The sequence below is a fragment of the Nesterenkonia sp. LB17 genome (genome assembly GCF_022565915.1).
GTDB lineage: Bacteria > Actinomycetota > Actinomycetes > Actinomycetales > Micrococcaceae > Nesterenkonia.
Window position 1 is genome coordinate 293,667 of sequence record NZ_JAJOYX010000001.1, and the last position, 25,114, is coordinate 318,780.

Genomic DNA, 25,114 nt, shown 5'->3' on the forward strand with positions numbered 1-25,114 from the left:
TGCCCAGTTCTACCCTTCATGATAGTCAGGATGACCAGGCACGATAGCAGCACTCCGTCTGCTCGCGGAGTCAGCAGCGGTGGCTCACACCGCGGCTGGCAGCGCGGAGCGGCCGCCCACGAAGCCACTCGGCCGCGCGCCGGGTGGCTTGTGGCGCTGACGCTGTTCGTGCTGGCGCTGCTCGGAGTTCTAGTCTTCGTCACCGCATGGGTCATCGGCGGACGCGCACTGCCGCAGATCAATTCGGTGCAGTCGCTGCTGCCGCAGGGCTCACAGTCCAGCCAGCAGCATGGCGAGGAGACTCTCGGCGACGGTGCCGCGAGCGTCCCGCTGACCAGCACCGACCTGAATCTGATTCCCGTGGACGCCTCCGACGCGACACTGCCGGGTGCCCCCGAGAGCACTCAGATCCAGCAGATCCCGCTGGACAGCCTGAACTCGCTCAAGAGCCTGGGCTGGTCCGTCCCGCATCTGTCGGGTTTCGGGCTGTCCACCGAGTACGCGGAGACCGGGGTGGTCGAGGGCATCCGCACGGTCCAGCTGAGGCTCACCGACGGTGAGCACCGGCTGGACATCTCGGAGACCCGCCCGGAGGAGACCGGGGTGGAGCTCGCCGCCCTGGAGTCGAAGCTCGATGGTGTCGTCGACACCTCGGCGACCCTGCGGGAGACCCTCACCCTGCGCACCGGAGATGCCTGTGAGCTGTACGTCTCCGAAGAGGCGGAGGAATGGACCGCCGCCATGGAGAGCGGACGGGTGCAGTACGTGGTCACCTCTGATCTTCCTGCGGATACCGCTGAGCAGATCTCGAACTGGGTGATGGCCACCGACCGCTCCCGGGTGCAGGTGCTGCCGATCGTCCCCACCGGCTCCGAGCGGCTTGAACGCGGCTTCGAGGAGCTGCTCGCCTGGCTCACCGACTGAGTCGACGCTGACGGTAGGGTTGAGCTGTGCCTGGTATCAACGCCTACGAGTTCGTGATCCTGATCGTTCTCGCGCTCGTCATCCTCGGACCCGAGCGGCTGCCGCAGTACGCCCGAAACCTGGCCCGCTGGGCACGTCAGGCCCGGGACATGGCCGAAGATGCCAAGGGCCGGTTCAAGGACGAGACCGGCACCGACTTCGACGACGTCGACTGGAAGCGCTACGACCCCCGGCAATACGATCCGCGCCGCATCATTCGCGACGCGCTGAGCAACGAATACGGCGAGGACTTCCGCGAGACCCGCTCCGCGGTGGCCGGGACCCTGGACTCGGCTCGAGCCGCCACCGACCCGCGCGAACTCTTCCGCAGCAAGAACGGCTCCAGCCCTGCGGCGCCCAGCGCGCCGAGCGGGGGAGTCCCTCCCGCGGCTGCGAAGCGAGCCTCAGGCGCCATCGCCGCCGGCATGGCCGGGGCGGCGACGAGTCAGAATCCCTCGTCGGACCTGGGGCCCTCGTCAGACGTGGCCACGCGGGGGGCCGCCGTCGAGCCTCCGGTGCGGAATGCCGACTCCGAAGACCAGCTGGACGCCGCCGCCCCCTTCGACACCGAAGCCACCTGAGGCCGCTCCGTTCCACCGGGCACTGCCCGATCGACCGGCCCGACCCTCCTTGCCGAAGCACACCTAAGCCCAGGTGACGCGTGCGGAGGCGTCAGGCGGGACTGACGGGCAGCTTGCGGCCGCTCATCCCGCGCGGCTGCACTGCCAGCCGGGCGGCGATTGCGCGCAGTGCGGCTCCGGCCGGTGAGTCAGGGGCCGAGAGCACCACCGGCTCGCCGTCGTCGCCGGCCTCGCGCAGATTCATGTCCAGCGGGACCGAGCCCAGCAGCGGGACCGTGCTCTTCAAGGATTCGCTGAGCCGGTCGGCCACCAGCTGACCTCCGCCGGAGCCGAAGAGCTCGAAGCTGGACCCGTCGGGCAGGGTCATCGGCCCCATGTTCTCGATCACCCCGGCCACCCGCTGCTTGGTCTGCGAGCTCAGCGCGCCGGCACGTTCGGCCACGCTCGACGCCGCGGCCTGGGGGGTGGTGACCACCAGCAGCTCCGAGCCGGGAAGCAGCTGCGCCACCGAGATCGCGATGTCGCCGGTGCCCGGGGGCAGGTCCAGCAGCAGCACGTCGAGATCGCCGAAGTGCACGTCGGTGAGGAACTGCTCCACCGCCCGGTGCAGCATCGGGCCGCGCCAGGCCACCGCCTGATTGCCCTCGACGAACATCCCGATCGAGATGGTCTTCACCCCATGGGCCACCGGCGGCAGGATCATCTCATCCAGCCGAGTGGGCTTGTCGGTGATGCCCATCAGGTCCGGGACGCTGAACCCATGGATGTCCGCGTCGACGATGCCGACCTTGAGTCCCTGCGCGGCCATCGCGCAGGCCAGGTTCACCGTGACCGAGGATTTGCCCACCCCGCCCTTGCCGGAGGCGACGGCGTAGACCCGGGCCAGGTTCTCGGGCTGCGCGAAGCGATTGACCTTCCCGGTCTCACCGCCGCGAAGATGGTCCTTCAGGGCGGCGCGCTCCTCGGGAGTCATCACGCCCAGCTGGACCGAGGCCGTGGAGACCCCCTCGGCGCGCACGGCGGCGGCGGTGACGTCTTCGACGATCCGGCTGCGCATCGGGCAGGCCGCGATGGTCAGCTTGACCCCCACCTGGGCGGCGCCGGCGTCGTCGACGGTGATCTCACCCACCATGCCCAGCTGGGTGATGGGAAGGCGCAGCTCCGGATCGATGACCTCGTTGAGGCGCTGGCGGATGCGTTCGGTGATGGCGGGATCAGACACCGCCTCAGTCTACGAGCCAGGGCTGGCCCTGGCGTCGCCGGTCTCCTCAGGGCTCCGCCGCAGGAGCCGACCTGAGATGATGGGGGAATGTCGATGAATGCTGGGACCAATGCAGGCGGAATGAACAACGGGGGGCTGCCTCGTGGGGAGCTGCTGGGACGCTACCGCTCCTACGAGGATGCGCAGAAGGTCGTGGATCATCTCACCGCTGCCGAGGACTTCGACGTGAAGGCGCTGACGATCGTGGGCAACGACCTGCGTTCGGTGGAGCATATCCGCACCCGGCTCACCTACCCGCGCGTCGCGCTCGGGGGAGCCGCGCAGGGCGCGATGTTCGGTGCCTTCATCGGACTCCTGATCTACCTGTTCAGCCCGGAGGCCAGCATCTACAACCTGGCGTTCGCGGTGGTGCTGGGCACGGCGATCTGGATGATCATCGGGGTCATCGGCTTTGCCATGCGCAAGGGCAAGCGCGAGTATGCCTCCTCCTCCCAGCTGGTGGCGACCACCTTCGACGTGGTCTGCGAGTTCTCTGCCGCCCACCGGGCCCGGCAGCTGGTCCCCGGGGCCGGGGTGATGAGCCTCAACGCCTACAACGATCCGACCTCACAGTCCTCAGCGCGGCTGGCTCCTGCTCCGTCGGCCTCCACGTCGGCCCGGCCGGTGTCGGCGCCGGCGCAGCAGGCCTTCGCGCAGCAGGGATCAGCACGGCAGGTGCCCGGAGAGCCCGCACCAGGGCAGAACGCACCGGGTTCAGACCAGCAAACTCCAGGCCAGGAGACTACGACGGCGGCCGAATCGGCTCCCCAGCAGCCGGTCGCCGGGTACAACGACCTTCCCGATGGCCGCCCCCGCTACGGCGTGCGCATGCCCGCGACCGAAGAACCTGCCGAGGAGCCCACGGGCTCAGCTGAGCCGCAGTCAGCAGACTCCGCGGAGCAGACTGATGCCCCCGTGCCGCCCCACACACCTGAACAGGCTGGGACAGACACGCCCCGGACCCGCCCGGAGGACTCGCCGCGCAGCTGAGCTCAGCGCCTCAGTCCGCCCAGGAACTCTCCGGGACACACAGAAGCGCCCCGTCCATCCGACGCTCCAGTGGAGCTCGGACGTGCGGGGCGCTTCTGTAGCTGCCTCCAAGACAGTGCGGTGTCGGTTCAGCCAAGAACCGCGTCCCGCGCTGAAGTGGTTCAGACGGTCTTGCGACCGCGGCGACCGGTGATGGCCTGCCAGATGAAGGCGACGAGGATACCGCCACCGATGGCGAAGAGCCATGTGGGCAGATCGAAGAACGAGTCATTGACGTTCACGTCGAAGACGGCGGAGGCGATGAAGCCACCGAGCATTGCGCCGAGCACACCCGTGATGAGTGCGGCGATCCAGCCGCCGGGCTGGCTGCCGGGCAGGATGGCCCGAGCGATGGCGCCGGCGATGAGGCCCAGTACGAGCCAAGCAATAATTCCCATGATGTTCCTCCTATGGATTCTGAACCTGTCAGGTTCGACTTATTCCAGAGTAAACCCTGGAACGCAGGACTCTGCGTTCATTTGTGCCTGACAGAGATCGTCTACATCACAGTTCTATAGCCTCTGTATCACAGTTATTCATGCGTCAGGAACGCGGTCTTCACGAATTCCAGATGCCCCGCATCCAGCTTTCAATCTCCTGCGCCGTGCGCGGCAGTGATGCCGAGAGACTCTCCGCGCCGTCCTCGGTGACCAGCACATCATCTTCGATCCGAATTCCGATTCCACGGAACTCCGCAGGCGCGGCCAGATCCTCATTCTTGAAGTAGAGCCCGGGTTCGATGGTGAAGACCATTCCTGGTTCCAGCACTCCGTCGAGGTAGAGCTCACGCTTGGCCTGCGCGCAGTCATGGACGTCCAGGCCGAGGTGGTGGCTGGTGCCGTGCGGCATCCACCTGCGGTGATGCTGACCCGACTCGTCCAGGGCCTCCTCCAGGCTGACCGGCAGCAGGCCCCAGTCGTCGAGGTGTTCGGCGAGGACGCGCACCGCCGCGGTGTGGACGTCACGGAACCTGATCCCGGGGCGGACCACCGCGAAGGCGGCATCGGCAGCGGCCAGGACCGCGTCATAGATCTTCCGCTGGGTGGGTGAGAACTCACCGGTGACCGGAAGCGTGCGGGTGATGTCAGCGGTGTAGAGCGAGTCCGCTTCCACCCCGGCATCGAGCAGCAGCAGGTCCCCACGGCGCACCGCACCATGGTTGCGGATCCAGTGCAGCACGGTGGCGTTGTTTCCGGCGGCAGCGATCGTGTCGTAACCGAGATCGTTGCCCTCCAGGCGAGCGCGGGCGAAGAACGCTCCCTCCACGATCCGCTCACCGCGCGCATGGTCGGCCGCGCGAGGCAGGGCGGCGACGACGTCGTGGAAGCCAGCGATCGTGGCCTCCACCGAGACCCGCATCTGCGCGATCTCCCAGGCGTCCTTGACCAGTCGCAGCTCGGAGAGCGCCTCGGCGAGCTCGCCGTCGTAGGCGTCAGAGGTCTCCAGGTCCACGGTGGTGTTGATCCGTGAGGTGTCCACCAGGGCGTCCACGTCCAGATCGACCTCCCGCAGAAGCCGGATCCTGGTGCCGCCGAACTCCACCGGCCCGGCCTCCTTGGTCACGGCCACCTCCAGGGCACCGGAGTCGGCGGTGCGCAGCCCGAGCCGCTGGGAGAACTCCTCCAACCCGGGCCGGGGACCGATCCAGAACTCGCCGTGCCGTGCGTCGGCGTAGAACTCCTGGGTGTCTCGACCGGCCATCGGCTTGAAGTAGAGCGTCACCTCATGGCGGGAGCCGTGATCGCCGGTGCCCTCGTCCACAGGTTCAAAGACCAGCACCGCACCTGGTTCGTGGTCCACGCCGAGGCCCGAGAGGTGGGCGAAGGCCGAATGTGGTCGGAACCGGTAGTCGGTGTCATTGGAGCGCACCTTGTGTGGGCCCGCGGGGATCACGAGGCGCTCATTCGGGAACTGTGCGGAGACCGCGCTGCGCCGTGCGGCGGCGTGGGTGGCGACCTCATCACGCTCGTGCTGCACCGGCTCGGCCGGCGCCCAGCTGGAGGCCATGAAATCCTTGAAAGCCTCGGAGGTGGGCCGCTGTGAGCGGTTGTTCACCCGGTCTCCGAGATCCTGCGCCTGCCCGGGGGTGAAGCCCGCGGCGGAGGCGGGGGAGACGACGTCGAACTCTTCGTGCTTCTCTGAACTGGTCATGAGATCCAGTCTAGGTGGGCACCCCTTCTCGGGTGGGCCCGCCGAGCCCGGCGTCACGGGTGCTGGCCGGTAGGCTGGAGCGCATGAGCGTGGACCTGCACACCCATTCACATGTCTCCGACGGCACCGAATCTCCTGCCGCGGTGATCGCCGCGGCGGCGGCCGCCGGACTGCAGGGGCTCGCGCTGACCGATCACGACACCACCTCCGGCTGGGACGAGGCGATCGCGGCTGCGCGCGAGCACCGGATCACCCTGCTGCCGGGCATGGAGATCACCACGCTGACCGAGAACGGGATCAGCGTCCATCTGCTCAGCTACCTCCACGACCCGCTGCACCCGGGACTCTCCACTGCCGTGGAGAAGGCCCGCGATGGCCGGCTGCACCGTGCTCGACGGATCGCCGACCGGCTTTCGGTGGATTTCCCGCTGACCTGGGAGACGGTGGAGCAGCATGTCAGCGCCGGCGCCACCGTCGGGCGGCCGCACCTGGCCGACGCCCTGGTCGGGATCGGCGCCGTGGCCGATCGGCAGGAGGCCTTCGATCACCTGCTGCACTCAGCGTCCCCCTATTACGTCAGCCAGGAGAACATGCACCCGGTGACCGCGATCCGACTGGTGCGCGCGGCCGGGGGAGTCCCGGTCCTGGCCCACGGCATGGCCTCGGCGCGCGGCCGCACGGTCAGTGCCGAGCAGCTCGAGGAGATGGTGGCCGCAGGCCTCGCTGGCGTGGAGGTCTATCACCGGGACAACGCCGAGTCGGGCCGCGAGGTGCTCCGCGAGCTGGCCGCGCGCCATGACCTGCTCGTCACCGGTTCCTCGGACTATCACGGCACCGGCAAGGCCAATCTGATCGGGGAGAACACCACCCCCTGGGGGACGGTCGAGGCGCTGTGCGAGATCGCGACCGGGATCGCGCCGATCCGCCCCTAGCACCCAGGCGGTCCCAACGGTTTTGGAGCGGCAGTCGCGTCAGCGCGTCCCGGCAGCCGCATCCCCCGTCGGTCTCAGCGCCGTTGCGCGTGCTGCATGAGCACCGCGGCGCTGGCCGCCGACCACGCCTGCGGCCTGCACGCGGCCGGGTAGGGCACCGGCTCCCGGCCCACAGGCTCCCCGGCGATCAACTCCGGGAAACGATGCCGACTGCGCGCACTGAGCCGCACCAGAGCGTCGAACACCTGGTCAGCCTGCTGGGTGTAGCCGCCCTGAGCCATTCCGCGCAGGATGATGGCGGTGTCGTGGACCCACACGGAGCCGGTGTGGTAACCGGTCGGGTTATAGGCGGGATTCTCGGCCGAGAGCGTGCCGATGCCGAAGCGGCGCAGCATGTCCGGTCGGGTGATCCGCTCGACGACCAGGTCCTCCTCCTGCTTGGTGAGAAGCCCGGTGCCCAGCGCGTGGCCCATGTTGCTCCCCACACCATCGAGGGGGGCTCCCTCCGCGTCGAGTCCCATCGCCAGGAAGCGCTCGCCGTCGTGGTCGACCCAGAAGTTCTCGCGCACGCGCTGCGCCAGTGACTCACCCCAGGCGCGCCAGCCTTGCGCCCCCGGCTCGCCCAGGGCGTCCAGAAGCTCGGCTGCTCCATAGGCGGCCTGCACCGCGTAGGCCTGTGCCTCCAGCAGGGCGATGGGCGCCGGAGCGATAGATCCATCGGCCCGGCGCATCGAATCACCGGAGTCCTTCCAACCCTGGTTGCTCAGACCCTTGCCGCTGTGATCGACGTAGCGCAGAAAGCCGTCAGGTGACGCGTCCACCGCGCCGGCCTGCCAGTCCAGAGCCGCCAGCAGATTCGGCAGCAGCTCGCGGACCTCACCGAGGTCGAGTCCCGCCTGCCAGGACTCGTGCAGCAGCACGATCCACAGCGGCGTCGCGTCGACGGTGCCGTAATAGACCGTCGGGAGCTCCATCTCGCCCTGGGCATAGATCTCCCGCCGCACCTCATGCAGCATCTTGCCGGGCTCGGCGGCCGTCACCGGGTCGGCTGATCGCGCCTGCCGACGTGCCAGGGTCCGGAGCGTGCCGCGCGCGAGCCGGGGGCTGTAGGGCAGCATCATGCGGGCCGCCCAGACCGAGTCGCGCCCGAAGAGGGTCAGGTACCAGGGGGTCCCGGCGGCGGCGTAGATGTCCTCAGGAGCCTCTGGGTCCTTCTGCAGCAGGTGCTTCAGATCGGTGAGGTTGGTGCGGACCAGGTCGCGCCAGGCGTCGTCCCCGGTGACCTCGAGATCATCCCAGTCACAGGCCATCACCCCGGAGTCGGCATCGTGGGCGCTGCGGCTGGTCCGGATCGCGTCGAAGCGCAGGCTCACGGTGCGGCTCTCACCCGGGCCGAGCTGCAGCGGCCAGGTCTGCCGGAAGCGACTGGCGTCCAGTCGCTCCACCGAGGCAGGTGCAGGACTCGCGTGCAGGGTGGTGCGGTGGCGCGCATCGCTCCACCAGATCTGCTCATCCATGACGATCTCGGGTGCCGCGCCGTCGGTGTGACCGCCCTTGACCTCTGAGAGGTCGATGCCGTCGGAACCCACCGACACCTGGAGCACGGTGTTCACCGGGCTCGATGCTCGAGAGCTGACCGTGATCTCGATGAGCAGCTCATGCAGTCCGACCTGCGTCGACTGATGCACATCAACGGTCGGGTCGGCTCCCGGGTCTCCCAGATGCCGAGCTGCGCCCCAGAAGTCAGAGGTGGGCCCGGAGCTCGACGCCGCGATCGGCACCGTGTCTTCGTCCGAGAGGCAGACATACAGGCTGCGCAGGATCCGTCGGTCATCGACGATCCAGCCGGTGGCCCCCTCACCCATCCGGCCGGATCCGGCGCTCAGGGCAGTCGCCGGGCCGTTCACGGCGATCTCCAGATCGTGCAGCCAAGGTTGCTGTTCGGACATGAGAGCTCCAGATCTTTGCTTCGTCTTGACAGGCGAACGTCGCCGGTCCATTATGACTTGGGACACATTATGAACGTTCAAATGAACGATCTAATGCTACCCACATCGACGTGAAGATCAAGAATCAAGGTGAGCTGATGCTGAATTCGCACCAACCGGCGCGGGCCACGATCGTTGATGTGGCGCGCGCGGCCGGCGTCTCTCGCCAGACCGTGAGCAATGCGATCAACAGTCCCGAGCGGGTGAGCCCGGACACCCTCGCGAGGGTGCTGAAGGTCGTCGATGAGCTGAACTACCGCCCCTCGAGCGCGGCTCGCACGCTGCGGCACCAACGGGCAGGTGCCGTGGGCACAGAGCTGAACGCCGTCACGGACATCCCGAGCGATGTGGCCCTGCCCTTCCTCACCGCGCTGACCCTCTCAGCCCCGCGCCACGCCTGCCATATGGTGCCCTTCGCCTCGCGCGAGGCGTTTCCGATGCTCGACGGCTACCAGGACATGGTTCGGCGGCGCCTCGTCGACGCATTCGTGCTCACCGACACCCACCCCGCGGACCCGCGCCCCGACTGGCTGGAGCAGGCAGGAATCCCGTACGCCTCCTTCGGGCGGATCTATGACGATTCATCCCGGGTGTGGTGGGCCGACGTCGACGGTTCCGCCGGCACCAGAACGGCCGTGGCGCACCTGGCCGAGAGCGGCTTCCGCGCCGTGGGCTTCCTCGGCTGGCCGGCAGGCTCCGCGGTCGGCGACGACCGCAGGCTCGGCTGGCTCGACGGCGTCGAGCGCCACGACGTCGTCCTCGGCCCCGAGGCAGCTGCCCCGCAGTCGCTGACCGAGGCGATCACCGCAGCGGAGGTCCTGCTGGATGGTCTTGCGATCGGGGACGCAGTGGTCTGCGCCTCCGACGTCCTCGCCCTGGGGGTGCAGCAGGCGGCCCTGGCCCGAGGGTGGAAACCCGGGCGCGACCTCGGCATCACCGGCTTCGACGGCTCAGCGACCGCCCATCTGCACGGCATCACCTCCCTCGTCCAGCCGCTGGACGACATCGCCGAACACCTGCTCACGATCGTCCACGACCAGCTCGCCGGAGCGCCCGCTCCCACCCAGGGCACCCTGTTCCTCCCGACCCTCACTGTTGGTGCCAGCACCGTCACCACGTCAACGAAAGGCACGCCATGAAGAACCAGAAGAACCGCCTCGCCGCCCCGTTCGCCGTCGGGCTCGCCAGCGTCCTCGCCCTCACCGCGTGCGGCGGCGACGGCTTCGAGGACCAGGAGACCGGTGGCGACGCCGAGGAGGCCACCTCCGCCGAGGGCTCAGCCGACCTGGTGATGCTCATCGCCTCCTCGGGTGAAGCGGAGACCGCAGCCGTTGAAGAGGCGGCGGCAGAGTGGGCCGAGGAGTCCGGCAACGAGGTTGAGGTCCGCGTCGCCGCGGACATGAACCAGGAGCTGGCCCAGGGGTTCGCCGGCGGCAACCCGCCGGACATCTTCTACCTCGATGCGGCCCAGGTCGCGCAGCAGGCCACGGACGGGAACCTCCACGCCTATGAGGCCGAGGACAACGAGGACTACTTCCCTGCCCTGCAGGAGGCGTTCACCTACGAGGACACGCAGTGGTGCGCGCCCAAGGACTTCTCCACCCTGGGGCTGCAGATCAACACCGAGATGTGGGAGGCCGCCGGTCTGACCGATGAGGACATCCCCACCACCTATGAGGAGCTCGCCGAGGTCGCCGAGACCCTGACTGAAGGCGACACCACCGGTCTGGTCTTCTCTCCCGGCGTCGATCGGGTCGGCGCCTTCGTCGTCGGCAACGGCGGCTGGTGGCTCAACGAGGACGCGACCGAACCCACCGGAGCCAGCGAAGAGGTGCTCTCAGGTCTGGAGTACGTGAAGGAGAACATGGCCGAGGGCAGCTTCGCCTATGCCGGTGACGTCGACGCCGGCTGGGGCGGCGAAGCCTTCGGCACCGAGCGCGCCGCGATGACCATCGAGGGAAACTGGATCCGAGGTGCCATGAGCAATGACTACCCGGACGTCGACTACACCGTCGCCGAGCTCCCCGAGGGCTCAGAAGGACCAGGAACCCTGCTGTTCAGCCAGTGCTGGGGCGTCGCATCCGACTCCGAGGCGCAGGCCGAGGCGGTCGAGCTGGTGAACCACCTTTCCACTCCTGAGCAGCAGCTGGAGTTCGCCGAGGCCTTCGGCGTGATGCCGTCACGCCAGGCGGCCACCGAGGACTACTCCTCGGCGTTCCCCGAGGACGCCCCGTTCATCGCCGGCGGCGACTACGGCCGCGGCCCGGTCAACGCCCCGGACATGACCCAGGTGGTGGCGGATCTGAACTCTCAGCTTGAAGGCATCAGCAGCGCGGACCTGCAGCAGATGATGGAGAGCTTCGACTCCAACGCGTCGGCGGTGCTGGAGCAGTGAAGTCTCGAGACCCACAGCGCCAACAGGGCGCGGGGTGGCTCTTCGTCAGCCCGGCGATCATCGTGCTGGGCGTGTTCCTGGTCGCCCCGATCGGTATGGCGCTGTGGGTCTCGCTCAGTGATTGGAGCGGCAGCGGCAGCCCGATCTCCGGTGATGTGAACTTCATCGGCACGGAGAACTACAACGCCCTGCTGGCTGATCCGGGACTGGCCCGGCAGGACCTGATGATCTCCTTCCGCAACACCTTCTACTACGTCCTGGGCGTCGTGCCGCTGCAGACCATGTTGGCGCTGAGCCTCGCGGTGCTGCTGAACAACAGGTTCCTCAGGGGCCGGACGTTCTTCCGCACCGCCTTCTACTTCCCCTCGGTGGTGTCCTCGGTCGCCATCTCGCTGCTGTTCCTCTTCCTGTTCGCCGGCAGCGGGGCGATCAACAACGTGCTCGGCTGGTTCGGTGTAAACGGCCCCAACTGGTTCCAGGATTCTCGTGGTCTGATCCACATCTTCGGTGACGCGGTCGGCCTGTGGAGCATCGCGAGTCCGCCGTCGTGGATGACGAGTCCGTCGGTGATGGGGCTCTCCTTCTGGGAGTGGTTCTCGGGGCCGTCGGTGGCGCTGAGCGCGATCATGATGCAGGTCATCTGGACGACCGCCGGCACCTTCATGCTGCTCTTCCTCGCCGGCCTGCAGGACCTGCCCGTCGAGGTCGAAGAGGCGGCGATGGTCGACGGCGCCAACAAGTGGCAGCGATTCATGAACGTCACGGTGCCGCATCTGCGCCCGACCATCCTGCTGGTGGTGACGCTCGGCTTCATCGGGACCTGGCAGGTCTTCGACCAGATGTATGTCATGACCCAGGGCGGGCCCGCCAAGACCACGCTGACCCCGGCGTATCTGTCCTACCAGGCGGCCTTCACCAATGGCGACTGGGGCCAGGGCGCGGCCATCGCGTTCATCCTCTTCGCGATCATCTTCATCCTGACCACGACCCAGCGCTGGCTCATGCGGGACAAGGACGCCTCCGCGCAGAAGCGGGCCGACCGCGGCGTCAGGCGGCAGCGACGGCGCCCGACCCGAGTAATCGTCGAAGAGACCCAGCGAAAGGCCCAGAGCTCATGAGTGCACCCCCCAAAGACGACGGCGTCCCGGTCACTCCCGAACTCGCAGCGGTGGGGGAGTCTCGGCCCTCGCGGGTGAAGAAGTACTGGTTCTACGGGATGCTGCTCTTCTTCGCGCTCCTCTACATCTACCCCTTCATCATCCAGCTGGTCACCTCTTTCAAGACCGATCCCGATGCGACCGGCAACGCCCTGTCGCTGACTCCCGACCCCTTCACCACCGGAGCGTGGGAGACGCTGTTCAGCTCCAACTATCCGACCTGGTTCACCAACAGTGTGATCGTCACGCTCTGCGTCACGGTCGGGCGGGTGTTCTTCTGCTCCCTCGCCGGCTACGCGCTGGCCCGGCTGAAGTTCACCGGTCGGATCGCGCTGTTCACCGGTCTGCTCGCGGTCATGGCAGTGCCCGGGATCGTTCTGCTGATCCCGAAGTTCCTGATCCTCAACTATGTCGGGATCTACAACACCTACCCTGCGCTGATCGTGCCGCTGATGATCGACGCGGCGGGCATCTTCATCATGAAGCAGTTCTTCGAGACCATCCCCGAGTCGGTGGAGGAGGCGGCCCGCATCGACGGGGCAGGGACATTCAGGACCTTCTGGTCGGTGGTGCTGCCGATGGCCAAGCCGGCGCTGATCACGCTGACGATCCTGTCCTTCCAGGGATCGTGGAACGAGCTGGGGCATTTCATCGTGGCCACCAACAACCCGGACCTGTACACGCTGACGCGCGGCGTCGCAGGCTTCACCACCGGTGGGCTGGGCTCCGGCAACCAGTATCCGGTCGCCATGGCGGCGGCGCTGCTGATGACGATCCCGACGGCGCTGGTGTTCATCGTGTTCCAGCGCTACTTCACCCAGGGGGCGAACGCGGGAGCGGAGAAGGGTTGAGCGCCCCACGGCATCCAAGTCCCGGGTCCCGGCCCGGGCGCCGGTGGCCTCTGCGCGACCCCTGAATAGACTGTCCCCATGAGCCAGAGCATCAGAGACCCCGCCGGCATCGTGCGGGCCAAGCGGCTGCCCCGGGAGCAGCGCCGCACCCAGCTGCTGGAGTGCGCGCTGCAGGTCTTCGTGGCCAAGGGATATCACGGGGCTTCGATGGATGACATCGCCGAGAGCGCCCAGGTCTCCAAGCCGGTGCTCTATCAGCACTTCCCCGGCAAGCACGAGCTGTTCCTCGGGCTGCTGGACACCCACCTGAGCGCCCTGGAGCATGAGCTCACCCAGGCGCTGTCGACGGCTGAGAACAACAAGGACCGGGTGCAGGCCACGATGGGGGCCTTCTACGAGTTCATCTCCCGCAAGGACGAGGCCTACCGGCTGGTCTTCACCTCAGGGATGGACAACGACGAAGAGGTCGAGGACCGGCTCGAGCGCTTCCACGACGGCATGGCCGGCGCGATCGCCGAGGTCATCGCCGATGACACCGGCCAGCCGATGGCCGAGGCCACGATGCTCGGTCACGGTCTGATCGGCATGGCCCTCTCCGCGGCCCGGCACTGGAGCCGACTCTCCGAGCGCCCGGACCGCGAGGTCTCGGCCGAGCTGACCGCGCGTTTGGCTTGGCGCGGAATCTCCGGCTTCCCGAAAGAGTCTGAAAGCACAGAAAGCACAAGGTAGGTAGACTCGGGGGCAGGTAAGCCCGCCCGCTTCTCTGCATGCGCCCGCATACGGGCACCTGCGGAACTCTTCGAAGTGGGCGAAGCCCATAGATTCAAGGAGTTGGCATGGAAGTACGTATCGGCATTCAGCACGTCTCTCGCGAGATCGTCATCGAGACCGACGCCAAGCCCGAAGAGATCGAGCAGGCCGTGGCCGCCGCCATCGAAGGCGCGCAGCCGCTGCTCAGCCTGGAGGACCGCCGGGGCAAGAAGATCGTCGTGCCCGTCGCGTCCATCGGCTATGTGGAGATCGGCTCCGACACCAAACAGACCGTGGGCTTCGCAGCCGCAGTCGCCTAATGAAAGTACCCATGACTGAACAGACCACCGAGTCCTCAGCCGCCGAGATTGACGCCACCATCTCCGCCGTTGACCCCGAGCTCGTCGAGGCCGTCGAAGCCTCCAGCCTCACCTTCGCAGACTTCAATGTGCGCCCCGAGATCGTCGAGGCCCTCGCCGCCAAGGGGATCACCACCCCCTTCCCGATCCAGGCGGAGACCCTGCCGATCGCGCTGGGCGGCTATGACATCATCGGTCAGGCCAAGACCGGCACCGGCAAGACGCTGGGCTTCGGCATCCCCGCCATCCAGCGCGTGACCAGCCCCGACGACGCCGGCTATGACGACCTTCCGGCCCCCGGAGCGCCCCAGGCGCTGATCGTGGCCCCGACGCGCGAGCTCGCCGTGCAGGTGGCCTCCGACATCAAGGTCGCCGCCGCCCGCCGCGGCATCCGCGTGGCCACCATCTACGGCGGCCGCGCCTACGAGCCGCAGATCGAAGAGCTGGATCGCGGCGTCGAGATCGTCGTCGGCACCCCCGGCCGACTGATCGACCTGCACCGGCAGCGCCACCTGAAGCTGAAGAACGTCAACATCGTGGTCCTCGACGAGGCCGACGAGATGCTGGACCTCGGCTTCCTCCCCGACGTGGAGACCCTGCTCTCGGCCGTCCCGGAGATCGGTCGCCAGACCATGCTCTTCTCCGCGACCATGCCCGGCCCCGTGGTCGCCATGGCGCGTCGCTACATGTCCAAGCCCACCCACATCTCGGCCGCAGATCCGCTGGATGAGGGCATCACCAAGAAGGATATCCGGCAGCTGGTCTACCGCGCGCACCACCTGGACAAGGACGAGGTCATCGCCCGTCTGCTTCAGGCCGAGGGCCGCGGCCGCACCATCGTCTTCACCCGGACCAAGCGCCAGGCCGACCGGCTCTCCGCGGAGCTGCAGTCCCGCGGCTTCGCCGCCGGCGCCATCCACGGCGACCTCGGCCAGGGCGCCCGCGAGCAGGCCCTGCGCGCCTTCCGCAACGAGAAGATCGACGTGCTGGTCGCCACCGACGTCGCCGCCCGCGGCATCGACGTCACCGACATCACCCACGTCATCAACCTCACCGCCCCAGATGACGAGAAGGCCTACCTGCACCGCGTGGGCCGCACCGGCCGCGCCGGCAAGACCGGCATCGCCGTGACCTTCGTGGACTGGGAGGACATGCCCAAGTGGAAGCTCATCGACAAGGCCCTCGGCCTGGGCATCCCGGAACCCATCGAGACCTACTCCTCCTCGCCGCACCTCTACGAGGACCTCGACATCCCCAAGGGCACCAAGGGGCGCTTGCCGCGGCATAAGCGCTCCAAGGCCGGCCTGGACGCCGAGGAGCTCGAAGACCTCGGCGGCCCCGAGAAGCGCAGGTCCAGCGGCGGACGCGGTGACCGCGATGCCGGTCGCGGCGGACGCTCCGGCGACCGTGACGGCGGTCGCGGCGGTCGTTCCGGTGATCGCGACTCTTCACGCGGCGGACGCTCCGGCGGCCGGGACTCCGGCCGCGGTGGCAGCCGCACGGAAGATTCGAACCGGGGCTCCTCCACGGACTCCGCTCCGGCGCCCGAGGGCGCAGCTGCCCCGCGCAGCCGCAACCGTCGCCGCACCCGCGGCGGCGAGGACTCCGGCTCAGCCACGCAGACCCAGCAGGGTCAGCCAGCTGAGTCCGCGGCGTCGGCTGAGGGATCAGACTCGGCCACGCAGCCAAGGCGGCGGCGTCGTCGTCGTGGTGGCTCCGGCTCAGGCGGCGACACCACCTCCAGCGAGAGCTGAACGGCCCCGATGTGAGTACCGGGGAGAAGGCTGCGGCGAGCAGCGGCAGCTTCGACCCCAGCGGTGGATCCCAGGTGCTCGAGGGCGAGAACCTCGAGCTCCTGCCGGACCTGCCTGACGGTGCCTTCACGGTGATCTACCTGGACCCGCCCTTCAACACGGGGCGGGCCCAGCGGGCCACCAAGACCACCAACACCCGGCGCCCCGACGGCGAGGGCAACCGGGTGGGCTTCGCCGGGCGCAGCTATGACACGGTCCGCCGCGCGCTGGCCGAGTACGACGACTCCTTCACCGACTACTGGGAGTTCCTCGAGCCCCGGCTGCTCCACGCCTGGCGGCTGCTCGCCGATGAGGGCACGCTCTACCTGCACCTGGACTACCGCGAGGTCCACTACGCGAAGGTCCTCTGCGATGCGATCTTCGGGCGGGAGTCCTTCCTCAACGAGATCATCTGGGCCTATGACTACGGCGGGCGGACCAAGAAGCGCTGGCCCACCAAGCACGACACCATCTTGGTCTACGTGAAGAACCCCTCGGGCTACATCTTCAACGCCGAGGCCGTGGACCGCGAGCCCTATATGGCCCCCGGGCTGGTCACCGCGGAGAAGGTCGCGCTGGGCAAGCTGCCCACCGACGTCTGGTGGCACACCATCGTCTCGCCCACCGGGAGGGAGAAGACCGGGTATCCCACGCAGAAGCCGGTCGGTCTCATCCGTCGGATGGTCCAGGCCTCCTCGAACCCGGGGGACTGGGTGCTCGACTTCTTCGCCGGCTCTGGAACCCTGGGTGCGGTGGCCGTGGAGACCGGGCGCCGCTTCATCTGCATCGACTCCTCCCCGCAGGCCCTGGATGTGATGGAGAATCGTCTGGGTGAGCATGCGCAGGTCCACCGACAGGCATTGATGGAGGCGTCATGATCGAATTTCGGCAGGTCACCAAGACCTACCCGGACGGGACCCCCGCGGTCCAGGACTTCAGCCTCATCGTGCCCTCGCACACCACCACCGTGCTGCTGGGCTCCTCCGGCTGCGGGAAGACCACGTTGCTGCGCATGGTCAACCGGATGGTGGACCCCAGCTCCGGGGCCGTGCTCATCGACGATGAAGATGTGTCCGACGCCGAGCCGGTCGCCCTGCGTCGCCGCATCGGCTACGTGATGCAGCATTCCGGGCTGCTGCCGCACCGCCGGGTCATCGACAACATCGCGACCGTGCCGCGGCTCAACGGCGCCTCCCGGGCCGATTCTCGGGCACGCGGCTACGAGCTGATGGAGATCGTCGGTCTCGACGCCTCCCTGGGGACCCGCTACCCCGGCCAGCTCTCAGGCGGCCAGCAGCAGCGCGTCGGGGTGGCCCGCGGACTCGCCGCCGACCCCAACATCCTGCTCATGGACGAGCCCTTCGGCGCCGTGGACCCGCTGGTGCGCGTCGAGCTGCAGCGCGAGCTCTCCCGGGTCCAGGCGGACCTGAAGAAGACCATCATCTTCGTCACCCACGACATCGACGAGGCGCTGACGCTCGGCGACCAGATCGTGGTGCTCAAGGCCGGCGGCGAGGTCGCCGCCGCAGGCACCCCAGCGGAGCTGGTGCAGAACCAGCAGGACGATTTCGTCTCGCGCTTCCTGGGCCTGGACTCGGGCCGGCGATCGCTGACCGCCGCCACGGCCGACGACGGCGGCTGGCTCATCTCCGACGCCCAGGGCCGACCCCTGGGTGTGGTGGACTCCCAGCCGGATGGTGTTCAGCCCGGGGGCGGCCAGCCCGGCGGGGCCCAGTTCAACGGCGCCAAGCCCGACAGTGTCCGAGCCGATCCCGTCCAGCACCCATGACCTGGGTCCTGGACAACCTCCCCCGCATCGGGGAGCTCACGCTGGCGCATCTGGCGCTGAGCCTGCCCGCCGTGATCATCGCCTTCGTGCTCTCGATCCCACTGGCCTGGGGTGCGAACCGGGTGCGGGTGCTGCGCGAGCCGGTGCTCACCGGCACCGGACTGCTCTACGCGGTGCCCTCGCTGCCCTTGTTCATCCTGCTGCCCGCGCTGATCGGCACCTCGGTGCGTGACCCGCTCAACGTGGTCATCGCCCTGTCCATCTTCGGACTGGCCCTGATGGTGCGCTCCGCCGCGGAGGCGCTGGACGCGGTCACCGACGACGTGCGCACCTCCGCCACCGCCATCGGGTTCTCCGGAGTCGGACGATTCTTCACCGTGGAGCTCCCGCTCGCCGGCCCCGCCCTGCTCGCCGGGGTGCGTGTGGTCTGCGTGAGCTCGATCAGCCTGGTCTCGGTCAGCGCCGTGCTCGGGGTCAGCTCGCTGGGCTCGCTGTTCACCGACGGATTCGCCCGCAACATCATCGGTTCGATCGTGGCCGGGATCCTGATGACCGTGGTGCTCGCGCTGATCTGCGACCTGCTGCTGGTCCTGGCCGGGCGGATGCTGATGCCGTGGCAGCAGCCGAGCCGCCGTCGTCGTCCGCTGCCGGCCCGGGCCCGGGAGGTCTCCGCATGACCAACATCCTCGAAGCCCTGGACTGGCTGCTCACCGCCGAGGCCTGGGCCGGGCCCGGCGGGCTCTGGGCGCGTTCCCTCGAGCACCTCGGCTACACCCTGCTTGCGCTGGGAATCTCCGCGGTGATCGCGCTGCCGCTGGGCCTGGCGATCGGACACACCCGCAAGGGTCGCGGACTCGCGATCGTGGCCACGGGGGCCGCCCGCGCGCTGCCCACGCTGGGCCTGCTCACCCTGGTGGCGCTGTTCACCGGGATCGGGCTGACCGCCCCCATGGTGGCGCTGGTGATCCTCGCCGCGCCCTCGGTGCTGGCCGGCGCCTACGCCGGGGTGGAATCGGTGAACCAGGCCACGGTGGACGCCGCGCGCGCCCAGGGGATGAGCGGCTGGCAGATCCTCACCCGGGTGGAGATCCCGCTGGGCCTGCCGCTGATCCTGAGCGGGCTGCGGCTCGCCGCGCTGCAGATCATCGCCACCGCGACGCTCGCGGCCTATGTCGGGGCCGGCGGGCTCGGGCGTCAGCTGTTCCTGGGGCTGCAGACCTACGACTACTCCGTGATGCTCGGCGCCTCCCTGGTGGTGATCCTGCTCGCCATCCTGGTGGACGCGGCCTTCGGTGTCACCCAGCGGCTGCTCCGCCAGGTCCCGGGGCTCGCCGGACCGCAGCGCGTCTCCGGCCCCCGCCGAGACCCCCGGAATCGGCGCGCAAACGGGCGCCCGGAGGCCTCGAGTCCTGAAGCACCGCACCAGAATCGCGCGAATGTGACTGCGCACTGAGCACCCTCTGCCGGTGAGCTGGTGTTTCTGCGAAGATTTCTCCTAGGACAAGTTGCCGCTGAAGTGGGAGCTGCCGAGAGAAAGAGGACGACAGATGAGGACCACCGGATTTTGGGTCACAGGAACGATCGCCGCTCTGGCGCTGACCGGCTGCGGCGGCGGAGACCCGCTCGCCGAGGATGGTGAGGGCGAGGCCGAACAGGGCGAGGCCCTGGTGATCGGATCCCAGCAGTACTACTCCAACACCATCATCGCCGAGCTCTACGCGCAGGCGCTGGAAGCCGAGGGGATCGAGGTCGAGCGCGAGTTCGAGATCGGTCAGCGGGAGGTCTATGTCTCGGAGATCGAATCCGGCGCCATCGACGTCTTTCCCGAGTATGCGGGCAACTTCCTGCAGTACTACGACGAGGCCGCCGAAGCGGCGACCCTCGAGGAGATCACCGCCGCGCTCGGGGAGGCGCTGCCCGAGGGTCTGCGCGTGCTCGAGCCGGCCGAGGCCACCGACCAGGACAGCTTCGTGGTCACCTCCGAGTTCGCGCAGGAGAATGACCTCACCGAGGTGTCCGACCTGGCCGGGATCGAGGATCTGCGCATCGCGGCGAACTCCGAGTTCGAGACCAGGCCCTATGGGCCCGAGGGGCTCCAGGACGTCTACGGCGTGGAGATCAGCGTGGTCACGGTCCAGGACTCCGGCGGGCCGCTGACCGTGGACGCGCTGCTGAGCGGGGACGTGGAGGTCGCCGACATCTACAGCGCCGATCCGATCATCGAGTCGGAGAACCTCGTGGTGCTCGAGGATCCCGAGGAGCTGGTGCTGCCGCAGAACGTGATCCCGGTGGTCTCCGAACGGGTCGACGAGGCCGCCGCCGCGGTGCTCGACGAGGTCAACGCCGCGCTGACCAGCGAGGAGCTGATCTCACTGAACAGCCAGAGCGTCGATGACCAGGCCGATCCCGCCGATGTCGCCGCCGACTGGCTCAGCGAACAGGGCCTCGACTGATCTGAACCATCGGGAAGCCCCTCCCTGGGGTGAAGAGATCGTAGACCTGTGGCGACCCGTGGGGCTGAAGCCCTGCGACAGACCATCAGGTCTACGATCTCTTCTCCCGACCACCACGCGCATGCGACCTGCTGCATGGAGTGAGAACACTTCCACGTCAAGACCGTCTGCAGACTGGAGCGCCGCGACCGGGTCGACCTCCGCGGCGTGGACGAGCTGCTCTGCCCGCAGTTCCTCAGCGAGGTCAAGCTTCGCCTCGGGGGAGAGGCGGCTCAGCTGGCGCGGCGGATGTGGATGTGGCGCACGGCGTCGATGCGTTCGATCTCGAACTCGCCGGGGCGATGGTGCTGACAGAACCCGCCGACGGGGACCTTCGTGAGGTAGCTGGCCATCTGGGCGAGCTCCGCGGCGGAGAAGTCCTCGGCCCGGCGGCGCTTCGCCGGGGTGGCGCGCGTGGTCTCCTGGCGGACCGTGACCTCGATGCCGTGCAGGTCCTGGAGCGCGCGCACATAGTCTTCGGTGCGCCCCTCGGCGGCCATCTCGCGGGCTCGCACGGTGGGTGCGTGCAGCATCTTGCGCACGATCCGGCGCACCGCGAACTCCACCTCTTCGGTGGCTCCGGTGCAGCCGTGCTGCTTGCGGACTCTGTCCATCTCTTCGTCCAGCAGCGACTGGGTGTGCCGGCGCAGCGCCACGATGGCGTCGTCGGCGGTGCGTTCGCGACGCTCGGTGAGGTACTGGTTCACCGCCGAGCGCACGACGTCGCGCGCCTCCTGAACCGAGTCCTCGGTCTCCCCGGGGGCGGCCATCTTCACCGATTCCAGGGTGATCAGGTCCACTCCGTCGAGCTCGGCGACATCGGGATCGAAGTCATGGGACAGTGCGAGATCGATGACGGTCAGCGGCTTCTCCCGCCGGGTGTCTCCGGAGAGTCCGGCCAGGTTCTCGACCTCTTTGGCGGTGATCCGCCGGTTGCCGCCGGAGCAGCCGATGATCACATCGGCGTTGCGGAAGGCCCCGGGCAGTTCCTGCATCTGCAGCGCCCGGGCGCCGCCGACACGCTCGGCCACGAAGTCCTCGGCGCGGCCGGAGCCGGAGAAGACCCCGATGTCGGTGACCCCGCGCTCGACCAGCTGGGCCAGCGATGTCCCGGAGTAGGCGCCGGTGCCGATCAGCACGATCTTGGCGCCGGGGTAGAACGTGGAGCCGTCGCCGCGCATGTCCCCGGCGATGTCCAGGGCCACCGAGACGATGGAACGTCCGCGGGAGCCCAGCGCGGTGCGGGTGCCGACATCCTTGGCGGTCCGCGACGCGGTCTCGAAGAGCTTGGTGAGGCTTCCGGAGATGGTCCCGGCGTGCTGGGCGTCGGCCAGGGATTTGCGCACCTGGCCGGCGATCTCGCGCTCCCCGATCACGGCGGAGTCCAGACCGGCGCCGACCTCGAAGAGGTGAGAGACGGCGTCGTCCTCCACCAGGGTGCGGAACGAGCGGCCGACCAGCTCGCGGTCCAGGCCGGAGGTCTCTGCGACAGCGTCGAGCAGCTGTTCGCGGGTCGTCTGCACGTCATCATGGGAGCCGCCGGTGGACTCGGCGTAGATCTCCATGCGGTTGCACGTCGCCAGCGTCACGGCAGGCATGTGTACGGAACCGGCCAGTTCGGCCGCTCCTGAGCTGAGAGTGCCCACCGTCTCGAGGTCCAGCTCCGAGTGGGTGGCAACGAGTGAAATAAGTACCACGACGTCATCGATTCTACAGCGGGTCGAAGTGTGGCGCGGAAAAGTGGAGAATGTGGCATATGACTTCTGGATCTTTCGCCGGCATGGCCGCGTCCTCCCCGGCCACCGGCTCCGTCACCGCGATCCCGCGGGCGGCCGTTCGTTCTCAGGGTTCCACCGCGCAGCTGCCGCAGGACCACCCGCTGCTCACCGGGCTCACCGCCGACTCCGCTCTGCTGAATCAGTATCGCGGCGGGCGTAACAGTGCGGGGGAGATCACACGTCCGCACCGCCGCCCGGTGTGGTTCATGCGGCAGGCCGGCCGTTCGCTGCCCGAATACCGGGCGCTGCGCGAGGGCACCACGATGCTGGACAGCTGCCTGGACCCCGCGCTGGCCTCGGAGATCACGCTGCAGCCGGTGCGTCGGCACGACGTCGACGCCGCGATCTTCTTCTCCGACATCGTCATCCCGCTGCGCCTGGCCGGGATCGACGTCGAGATCCAGCCCGGTGTGGGCCCGGTGCTGGGCTCCCCGGTGCGCACCCGCGCCGACGTCGAGGCGCTGCCCACGCTCGACGACGCCGCCTTCGCGCCGATCACCGAGGCCGTGAGGCGCACCGTGGCCGAGCTCGGCTCCACCCCGCTGATCGGCTTCGCCGGTGCCCCGTTCACCCTGGCCGCCTACATGGTGGAGGGCAAGCCCTCCCGGGACCACCTGGGACCGCGCACCATGATGCACGCTGACCCCGACACCTGGAACGCCCTCGCCGCCTGGGCCGCAGAGGTCTCCGGCCGGTTCATGCGCGCCCAGCTGATGGCCGGCGCCTCCGCCGCGCAGCTCTTCGACTCCTGGGCCGGATCACTGGGCCGCGAGGATTATGCCCGCCACGTGCTGAGCCACTCCGCCGAAGCCTTCACCCATGTCCAGGACCTCGGCGGCACCACGCCTGCGGGTCACCGGGTCACCGCCCCGCTGATCCACTTCGGCACCGGCACCGGGGAGATCCTGGACCTGCTGCGCGTGGCCGGCGCCGACGTCGTCGGAGTCGACTACCGGCTGAACCTCGCCGAGGCCACCCGTCGGGTGGGTGCGGAGACGCCGCTGCAGGGCAACATCGACCCGGCGCTGCTGCCCGCCGACTGGCCCGTGCTGGAGAAGCACGTGCGCGCGATCATCGCGGCCGGCTCCGGCGCCGCCGGGCACGTGCTCAACCTGGGTCACGGGGTGCCCCCGGAGACCGACCCGGAGGTGCTCACCCGCGTGGTCAGCCTGATCCACGAGATCGGCTACGAGGACTGAGCTCCGCCTGAATGAACGCCCAGATCAACGCTTCGTTGAGTGAACCCGTCAACGCACAGGTCAGCGCCCCGGTGAGCGAACGGTCGAGCGCCTCGGCCTCGCCGCCGCATGTCGCCGTGGTCGGCGGGGGCATCGCCGGGCTGATCGCCGCCTGGGATCTGGCCCGCGCCGGCGCCACGGTGGAGATCTTCGAGGCCGATGACCGGCTGGGCGGGGCGATCGGCGCCCACGTCATGGGGGGCGTCGCCTACGACGCCGGAGCTGAGGCCTTCGCGACCCGCTCACCCGTGGTGCCCCGGCTGCTCAAGGAGCTCGGCCTGGACGAGCAGGTGGTCGCCCCGCAGCATTCCGCGGCATGGCTGCAGCTGCCTGATCTTGCCGCTCCGCTGCCGGCCACCGGAATCCTCGGAATCCCGGCCGATCCGCTGTCCCCGGACGTGGTGGCCATCCTCGGAGAGGCCGAAGCTCGCCGCGCCGCCGAGGATCTCACTGCTTCCATGGAGAACTGGGCCGAGGCCCATGAGGCTCGGGCCGGGCAGATCACCCTCGGCGAGGTGGTCCGGGACCGGATGGGCCAGGCCGCGCTGGATCGGCTGGTCACCCCGATCGTGTCGGGGGTGCATTCGGCTGACCCCGACGACCTGGACATGAACAACGCCGCCCCCGGACTCTTCGAGGCGATGCTGCGCGAGGGCTCGCTGGCCCGAGCGGTGGCGCTGGTGAAGTCCAAGGCCCCTCCCGGCTCGGCGGTGAACTCGCTGCACGGGGGACTCAACCGCCTCGTCGGCGCGCTCGAGGCGCAGCTGCTCCAGCTCGGCGCGGAGATCCGGCTCAACACGGAGGTCACCGACCTGGCCGCCCTGGCCGCCGGGACTGCAGCGAGTGGAGGGACACGACCGGACCACGTGATCCTCGCCCTGGACGCCCCTGCCGCTGTGCAGCTGATCTCTTCAGTGGTCGACCTGAGCGGACTGGACCTGACCGGACTGACCCCGGCAGGAGGTCCAGATGACGGCACTCAGGCCGCCGGCGCGCCGGACCCGGGCCGCGGCGTCGCCCTGGTCTCGATGATCCTCGACGCCCCCGAGCTCGACGACCACCCGCGCGGCACCGGGGTGCTGGTGGCGCCGCAGGTGAGGGACATCGCCGCCAAGGCGATGACGCACATCAGCTCCAAATGGGAATGGGCGGACACCGCCGTCACCCACGCCCACGGACCCGGTCACCACGTGGTGCGCCTCTCCTATGGACGGGTGGGGCAGACCCACCAGGACGCGCTCGGCGCTGAGTCCAGCGACGAGGCGCTGCTGCAGGCCGCCGCCGTCGACGTCGGTGCGCTCTTCGGGCTGCCGATCGAACCCGAGCAGATACTCGAGGCCAGCGTGATCCGCTGGCGCAAGGCGCTTCCGCAGAGCTCCGCCGGGCACGCCGAACGGATCGCCGCGCTGCGCGAGCGGCTGGCTGATGCCTCCGGCGGGGCGGCAGCGGGGGGGCAGCCGGGGCTCCATATGATCGGCGCCTGGTTCGCCGGCACCGGACTGGCCCGGGTGGTGCCCGACGCCCGCGCGGCGGCCGCAGCGATCCTCAGCGTCCGCTCCTGAGCCGTCCGTCACTTTTTTCGACGTCATGTAGAAAACCGTGGAAGT

The 25,114-nt window shown here is 68.7% G+C and carries 23 protein-coding genes; 18 read left to right on the plus strand and 5 right to left on the minus strand.

Annotation, left to right across the window (positions count from 1 at the left end):
* The first annotated feature begins 30 nt into the window (after nt 1-30).
* Together LTH96_RS01355 and LTH96_RS01360 are read left to right on the plus strand one after the other, a co-directional pair.
* A complete protein-coding gene (locus LTH96_RS01355; protein ID WP_241463823.1) occupies nt 31-924 on the plus strand; it encodes a hypothetical protein in 894 nt (297 codons plus the stop codon).
* A gap of 26 nt (nt 925-950) precedes the next feature.
* Nucleotides 951-1,544, plus strand: coding sequence for a twin-arginine translocase TatA/TatE family subunit (locus LTH96_RS01360; protein ID WP_241463825.1), 594 nt, complete (start codon nt 951-953; stop codon nt 1,542-1,544).
* Between the two features lie 91 nt (nt 1,545-1,635).
* Here the strand turns inward: LTH96_RS01360 and LTH96_RS01365 are convergent, their stop codons facing one another.
* Nucleotides 1,636-2,766 carry a P-loop NTPase gene (locus tag LTH96_RS01365; protein WP_241463827.1) on the minus strand — a complete coding sequence of 377 codons (1,131 nt, stop codon included), beginning with the start codon at nt 2,764-2,766 and terminating at the stop codon, nt 1,636-1,638.
* An 87-nt stretch (nt 2,767-2,853) separates the two neighbouring features.
* Here LTH96_RS01365 and LTH96_RS01370 point away from each other — a divergent pair, with 87 nt between their 5' ends.
* Nucleotides 2,854-3,795, plus strand: coding sequence for a general stress protein (locus LTH96_RS01370; protein WP_241463829.1), 942 nt, complete (start codon nt 2,854-2,856; stop codon nt 3,793-3,795).
* A gap of 161 nt (nt 3,796-3,956) precedes the next feature.
* Here the strand turns inward: LTH96_RS01370 and LTH96_RS01375 are convergent, their stop codons facing one another.
* Nucleotides 3,957-4,232 (minus strand): GlsB/YeaQ/YmgE family stress response membrane protein, encoded by a 276-nt coding sequence (locus LTH96_RS01375; protein WP_241463831.1) that lies wholly within the window; start codon nt 4,230-4,232, stop codon nt 3,957-3,959.
* 160 nt (nt 4,233-4,392) lie between these two features.
* Entirely contained in the window at nt 4,393-5,985 is a 1,593-nt protein-coding gene (locus tag LTH96_RS01380; RefSeq protein WP_241463832.1) for an aminopeptidase P family protein, read from the minus strand.
* Between the two features lie 83 nt (nt 5,986-6,068).
* On the opposite strand from LTH96_RS01380, the gene LTH96_RS01385 reads away from it, so the two are divergent.
* Nucleotides 6,069-6,917: a PHP domain-containing protein gene (locus LTH96_RS01385; RefSeq protein WP_241463834.1), complete on the plus strand. Its 849-nt coding sequence runs from the start codon at nt 6,069-6,071 to the stop codon at nt 6,915-6,917.
* A 74-nt stretch (nt 6,918-6,991) separates the two neighbouring features.
* Here LTH96_RS01385 and LTH96_RS01390 read toward each other — a convergent pair whose 3' ends face one another.
* Nucleotides 6,992-8,866, minus strand: a complete 1,875-nt coding sequence (locus LTH96_RS01390; protein WP_241463836.1) for a glycogen debranching N-terminal domain-containing protein — start codon at nt 8,864-8,866, stop codon at nt 6,992-6,994.
* Between the two features lie 137 nt (nt 8,867-9,003).
* Between LTH96_RS01390 and LTH96_RS01395 the strand changes: the two genes are divergently transcribed.
* The 12 genes from LTH96_RS01395 to LTH96_RS01450 all read left to right on the plus strand — a co-directional run bounded on the left by LTH96_RS01395 (nt 9,004) and on the right by LTH96_RS01450 (nt 20,452).
* Complete coding sequence (locus LTH96_RS01395; RefSeq protein ID WP_241463838.1) at nt 9,004-10,044, plus strand: LacI family DNA-binding transcriptional regulator; 1,041 nt, start codon at nt 9,004-9,006, stop codon at nt 10,042-10,044.
* A complete protein-coding gene (locus tag LTH96_RS01400) occupies nt 10,041-11,300 on the plus strand; it encodes an extracellular solute-binding protein (protein WP_241463840.1) in 1,260 nt (419 codons plus the stop codon). Before LTH96_RS01395 ends, LTH96_RS01400 begins: the two co-directional genes overlap by 4 nt.
* Nucleotides 11,297-12,418: a carbohydrate ABC transporter permease gene (locus tag LTH96_RS01405; protein WP_241463841.1), complete on the plus strand. Its 1,122-nt coding sequence runs from the start codon at nt 11,297-11,299 to the stop codon at nt 12,416-12,418. Before LTH96_RS01400 ends, LTH96_RS01405 begins: the two co-directional genes overlap by 4 nt.
* A gap of 98 nt (nt 12,419-12,516) precedes the next feature.
* On the plus strand, nt 12,517-13,308 hold the full coding sequence (locus LTH96_RS01410; RefSeq protein ID WP_241464426.1) for a carbohydrate ABC transporter permease: 792 nt from the start codon (nt 12,517-12,519) through the stop codon (nt 13,306-13,308).
* 78 nt (nt 13,309-13,386) lie between these two features.
* Nucleotides 13,387-14,037 carry a TetR/AcrR family transcriptional regulator gene (locus tag LTH96_RS01415; RefSeq protein WP_241463843.1) on the plus strand — a complete coding sequence of 217 codons (651 nt, stop codon included), beginning with the start codon at nt 13,387-13,389 and terminating at the stop codon, nt 14,035-14,037.
* Nucleotides 14,038-14,144: 107 nt separating this feature from the next.
* On the plus strand, nt 14,145-14,378 hold the full coding sequence (locus LTH96_RS01420; RefSeq protein ID WP_241463845.1) for a DUF3107 domain-containing protein: 234 nt from the start codon (nt 14,145-14,147) through the stop codon (nt 14,376-14,378).
* Between the two features lie 11 nt (nt 14,379-14,389).
* Nucleotides 14,390-16,171, plus strand: a complete 1,782-nt coding sequence (locus tag LTH96_RS01425; RefSeq protein WP_241463846.1) for a DEAD/DEAH box helicase — start codon at nt 14,390-14,392, stop codon at nt 16,169-16,171.
* 11 nt (nt 16,172-16,182) lie between these two features.
* Nucleotides 16,183-17,088 (plus strand): site-specific DNA-methyltransferase, encoded by a 906-nt coding sequence (locus LTH96_RS01430; protein WP_241463848.1) that lies wholly within the window; start codon nt 16,183-16,185, stop codon nt 17,086-17,088.
* On the plus strand, nt 17,085-17,999 hold the full coding sequence (locus LTH96_RS01435) for an ABC transporter ATP-binding protein (RefSeq protein WP_241463850.1): 915 nt from the start codon (nt 17,085-17,087) through the stop codon (nt 17,997-17,999). The genes LTH96_RS01430 and LTH96_RS01435 overlap by 4 nt, the downstream gene beginning before the upstream one ends.
* On the plus strand, nt 17,996-18,676 hold the full coding sequence (locus LTH96_RS01440; protein ID WP_241463852.1) for an ABC transporter permease: 681 nt from the start codon (nt 17,996-17,998) through the stop codon (nt 18,674-18,676). The genes LTH96_RS01435 and LTH96_RS01440 overlap by 4 nt, the downstream gene beginning before the upstream one ends.
* Nucleotides 18,673-19,452, plus strand: a complete 780-nt coding sequence (locus tag LTH96_RS01445; protein ID WP_241463854.1) for an ABC transporter permease — start codon at nt 18,673-18,675, stop codon at nt 19,450-19,452. The genes LTH96_RS01440 and LTH96_RS01445 overlap by 4 nt, the downstream gene beginning before the upstream one ends.
* A 94-nt stretch (nt 19,453-19,546) precedes the next feature.
* Nucleotides 19,547-20,452: an ABC transporter substrate-binding protein gene (locus tag LTH96_RS01450; protein ID WP_241463856.1), complete on the plus strand. Its 906-nt coding sequence runs from the start codon at nt 19,547-19,549 to the stop codon at nt 20,450-20,452.
* Nucleotides 20,453-20,724: 272 nt separating this feature from the next.
* Here the strand turns inward: LTH96_RS01450 and LTH96_RS01455 are convergent, their stop codons facing one another.
* On the minus strand, nt 20,725-22,188 hold the full coding sequence (locus LTH96_RS01455) for a glutamyl-tRNA reductase (protein ID WP_241463857.1): 1,464 nt from the start codon (nt 22,186-22,188) through the stop codon (nt 20,725-20,727).
* Nucleotides 22,189-22,247: 59 nt separating this feature from the next.
* Here LTH96_RS01455 and hemE point away from each other — a divergent pair, with 59 nt between their 5' ends.
* Both hemE and LTH96_RS01465 read left to right on the plus strand, forming a co-directional pair.
* Entirely contained in the window at nt 22,248-23,468 is a 1,221-nt protein-coding gene (gene hemE, locus LTH96_RS01460; protein WP_241463858.1) for a uroporphyrinogen decarboxylase, read from the plus strand.
* An 11-nt stretch (nt 23,469-23,479) separates the two neighbouring features.
* Entirely contained in the window at nt 23,480-25,069 is a 1,590-nt protein-coding gene (locus LTH96_RS01465; RefSeq protein WP_241463859.1) for an NAD(P)/FAD-dependent oxidoreductase, read from the plus strand.
* Nucleotides 25,070-25,114 lie beyond the last annotated feature (45 nt).

What these genes read in the sequence shown, in the direction of transcription:
- LTH96_RS01380 (WP_241463832.1), bottom strand. Translation starts at nt 5,985, where the DNA reads ATGACCAGTTCAGAGAAGCACGAAGAGTTCGACGTCGTCTCCCCCGCC.
- LTH96_RS01440 (WP_241463852.1), top strand. Translation starts at nt 17,996, where the DNA reads ATGACCTGGGTCCTGGACAACCTCCCCCGCATCGGGGAGCTCACGCTG.
- LTH96_RS01400 (WP_241463840.1), top strand. Translation starts at nt 10,041, where the DNA reads ATGAAGAACCAGAAGAACCGCCTCGCCGCCCCGTTCGCCGTCGGGCTC.
- LTH96_RS01355 (WP_241463823.1), top strand. Translation starts at nt 31, where the DNA reads ATGACCAGGCACGATAGCAGCACTCCGTCTGCTCGCGGAGTCAGCAGC.
- LTH96_RS01465 (WP_241463859.1), top strand. Translation starts at nt 23,480, where the DNA reads ATGAACGCCCAGATCAACGCTTCGTTGAGTGAACCCGTCAACGCACAG.
- LTH96_RS01445 (WP_241463854.1), top strand. Translation starts at nt 18,673, where the DNA reads ATGACCAACATCCTCGAAGCCCTGGACTGGCTGCTCACCGCCGAGGCC.
- LTH96_RS01385 (WP_241463834.1), top strand. Translation starts at nt 6,069, where the DNA reads ATGAGCGTGGACCTGCACACCCATTCACATGTCTCCGACGGCACCGAA.
- LTH96_RS01450 (WP_241463856.1), top strand. Translation starts at nt 19,547, where the DNA reads ATGAGGACCACCGGATTTTGGGTCACAGGAACGATCGCCGCTCTGGCG.
- LTH96_RS01390 (WP_241463836.1), bottom strand. Translation starts at nt 8,866, where the DNA reads ATGTCCGAACAGCAACCTTGGCTGCACGATCTGGAGATCGCCGTGAAC.
- LTH96_RS01415 (WP_241463843.1), top strand. Translation starts at nt 13,387, where the DNA reads ATGAGCCAGAGCATCAGAGACCCCGCCGGCATCGTGCGGGCCAAGCGG.
- hemE (WP_241463858.1), top strand. Translation starts at nt 22,248, where the DNA reads ATGACTTCTGGATCTTTCGCCGGCATGGCCGCGTCCTCCCCGGCCACC.
- LTH96_RS01410 (WP_241464426.1), top strand. Translation starts at nt 12,517, where the DNA reads ATGCTGCTCTTCTTCGCGCTCCTCTACATCTACCCCTTCATCATCCAG.
- LTH96_RS01370 (WP_241463829.1), top strand. Translation starts at nt 2,854, where the DNA reads ATGTCGATGAATGCTGGGACCAATGCAGGCGGAATGAACAACGGGGGG.
- LTH96_RS01425 (WP_241463846.1), top strand. Translation starts at nt 14,390, where the DNA reads ATGACTGAACAGACCACCGAGTCCTCAGCCGCCGAGATTGACGCCACC.
- LTH96_RS01395 (WP_241463838.1), top strand. Translation starts at nt 9,004, where the DNA reads ATGCTGAATTCGCACCAACCGGCGCGGGCCACGATCGTTGATGTGGCG.
- LTH96_RS01375 (WP_241463831.1), bottom strand. Translation starts at nt 4,232, where the DNA reads ATGGGAATTATTGCTTGGCTCGTACTGGGCCTCATCGCCGGCGCCATC.
- LTH96_RS01420 (WP_241463845.1), top strand. Translation starts at nt 14,145, where the DNA reads ATGGAAGTACGTATCGGCATTCAGCACGTCTCTCGCGAGATCGTCATC.
- LTH96_RS01435 (WP_241463850.1), top strand. Translation starts at nt 17,085, where the DNA reads ATGATCGAATTTCGGCAGGTCACCAAGACCTACCCGGACGGGACCCCC.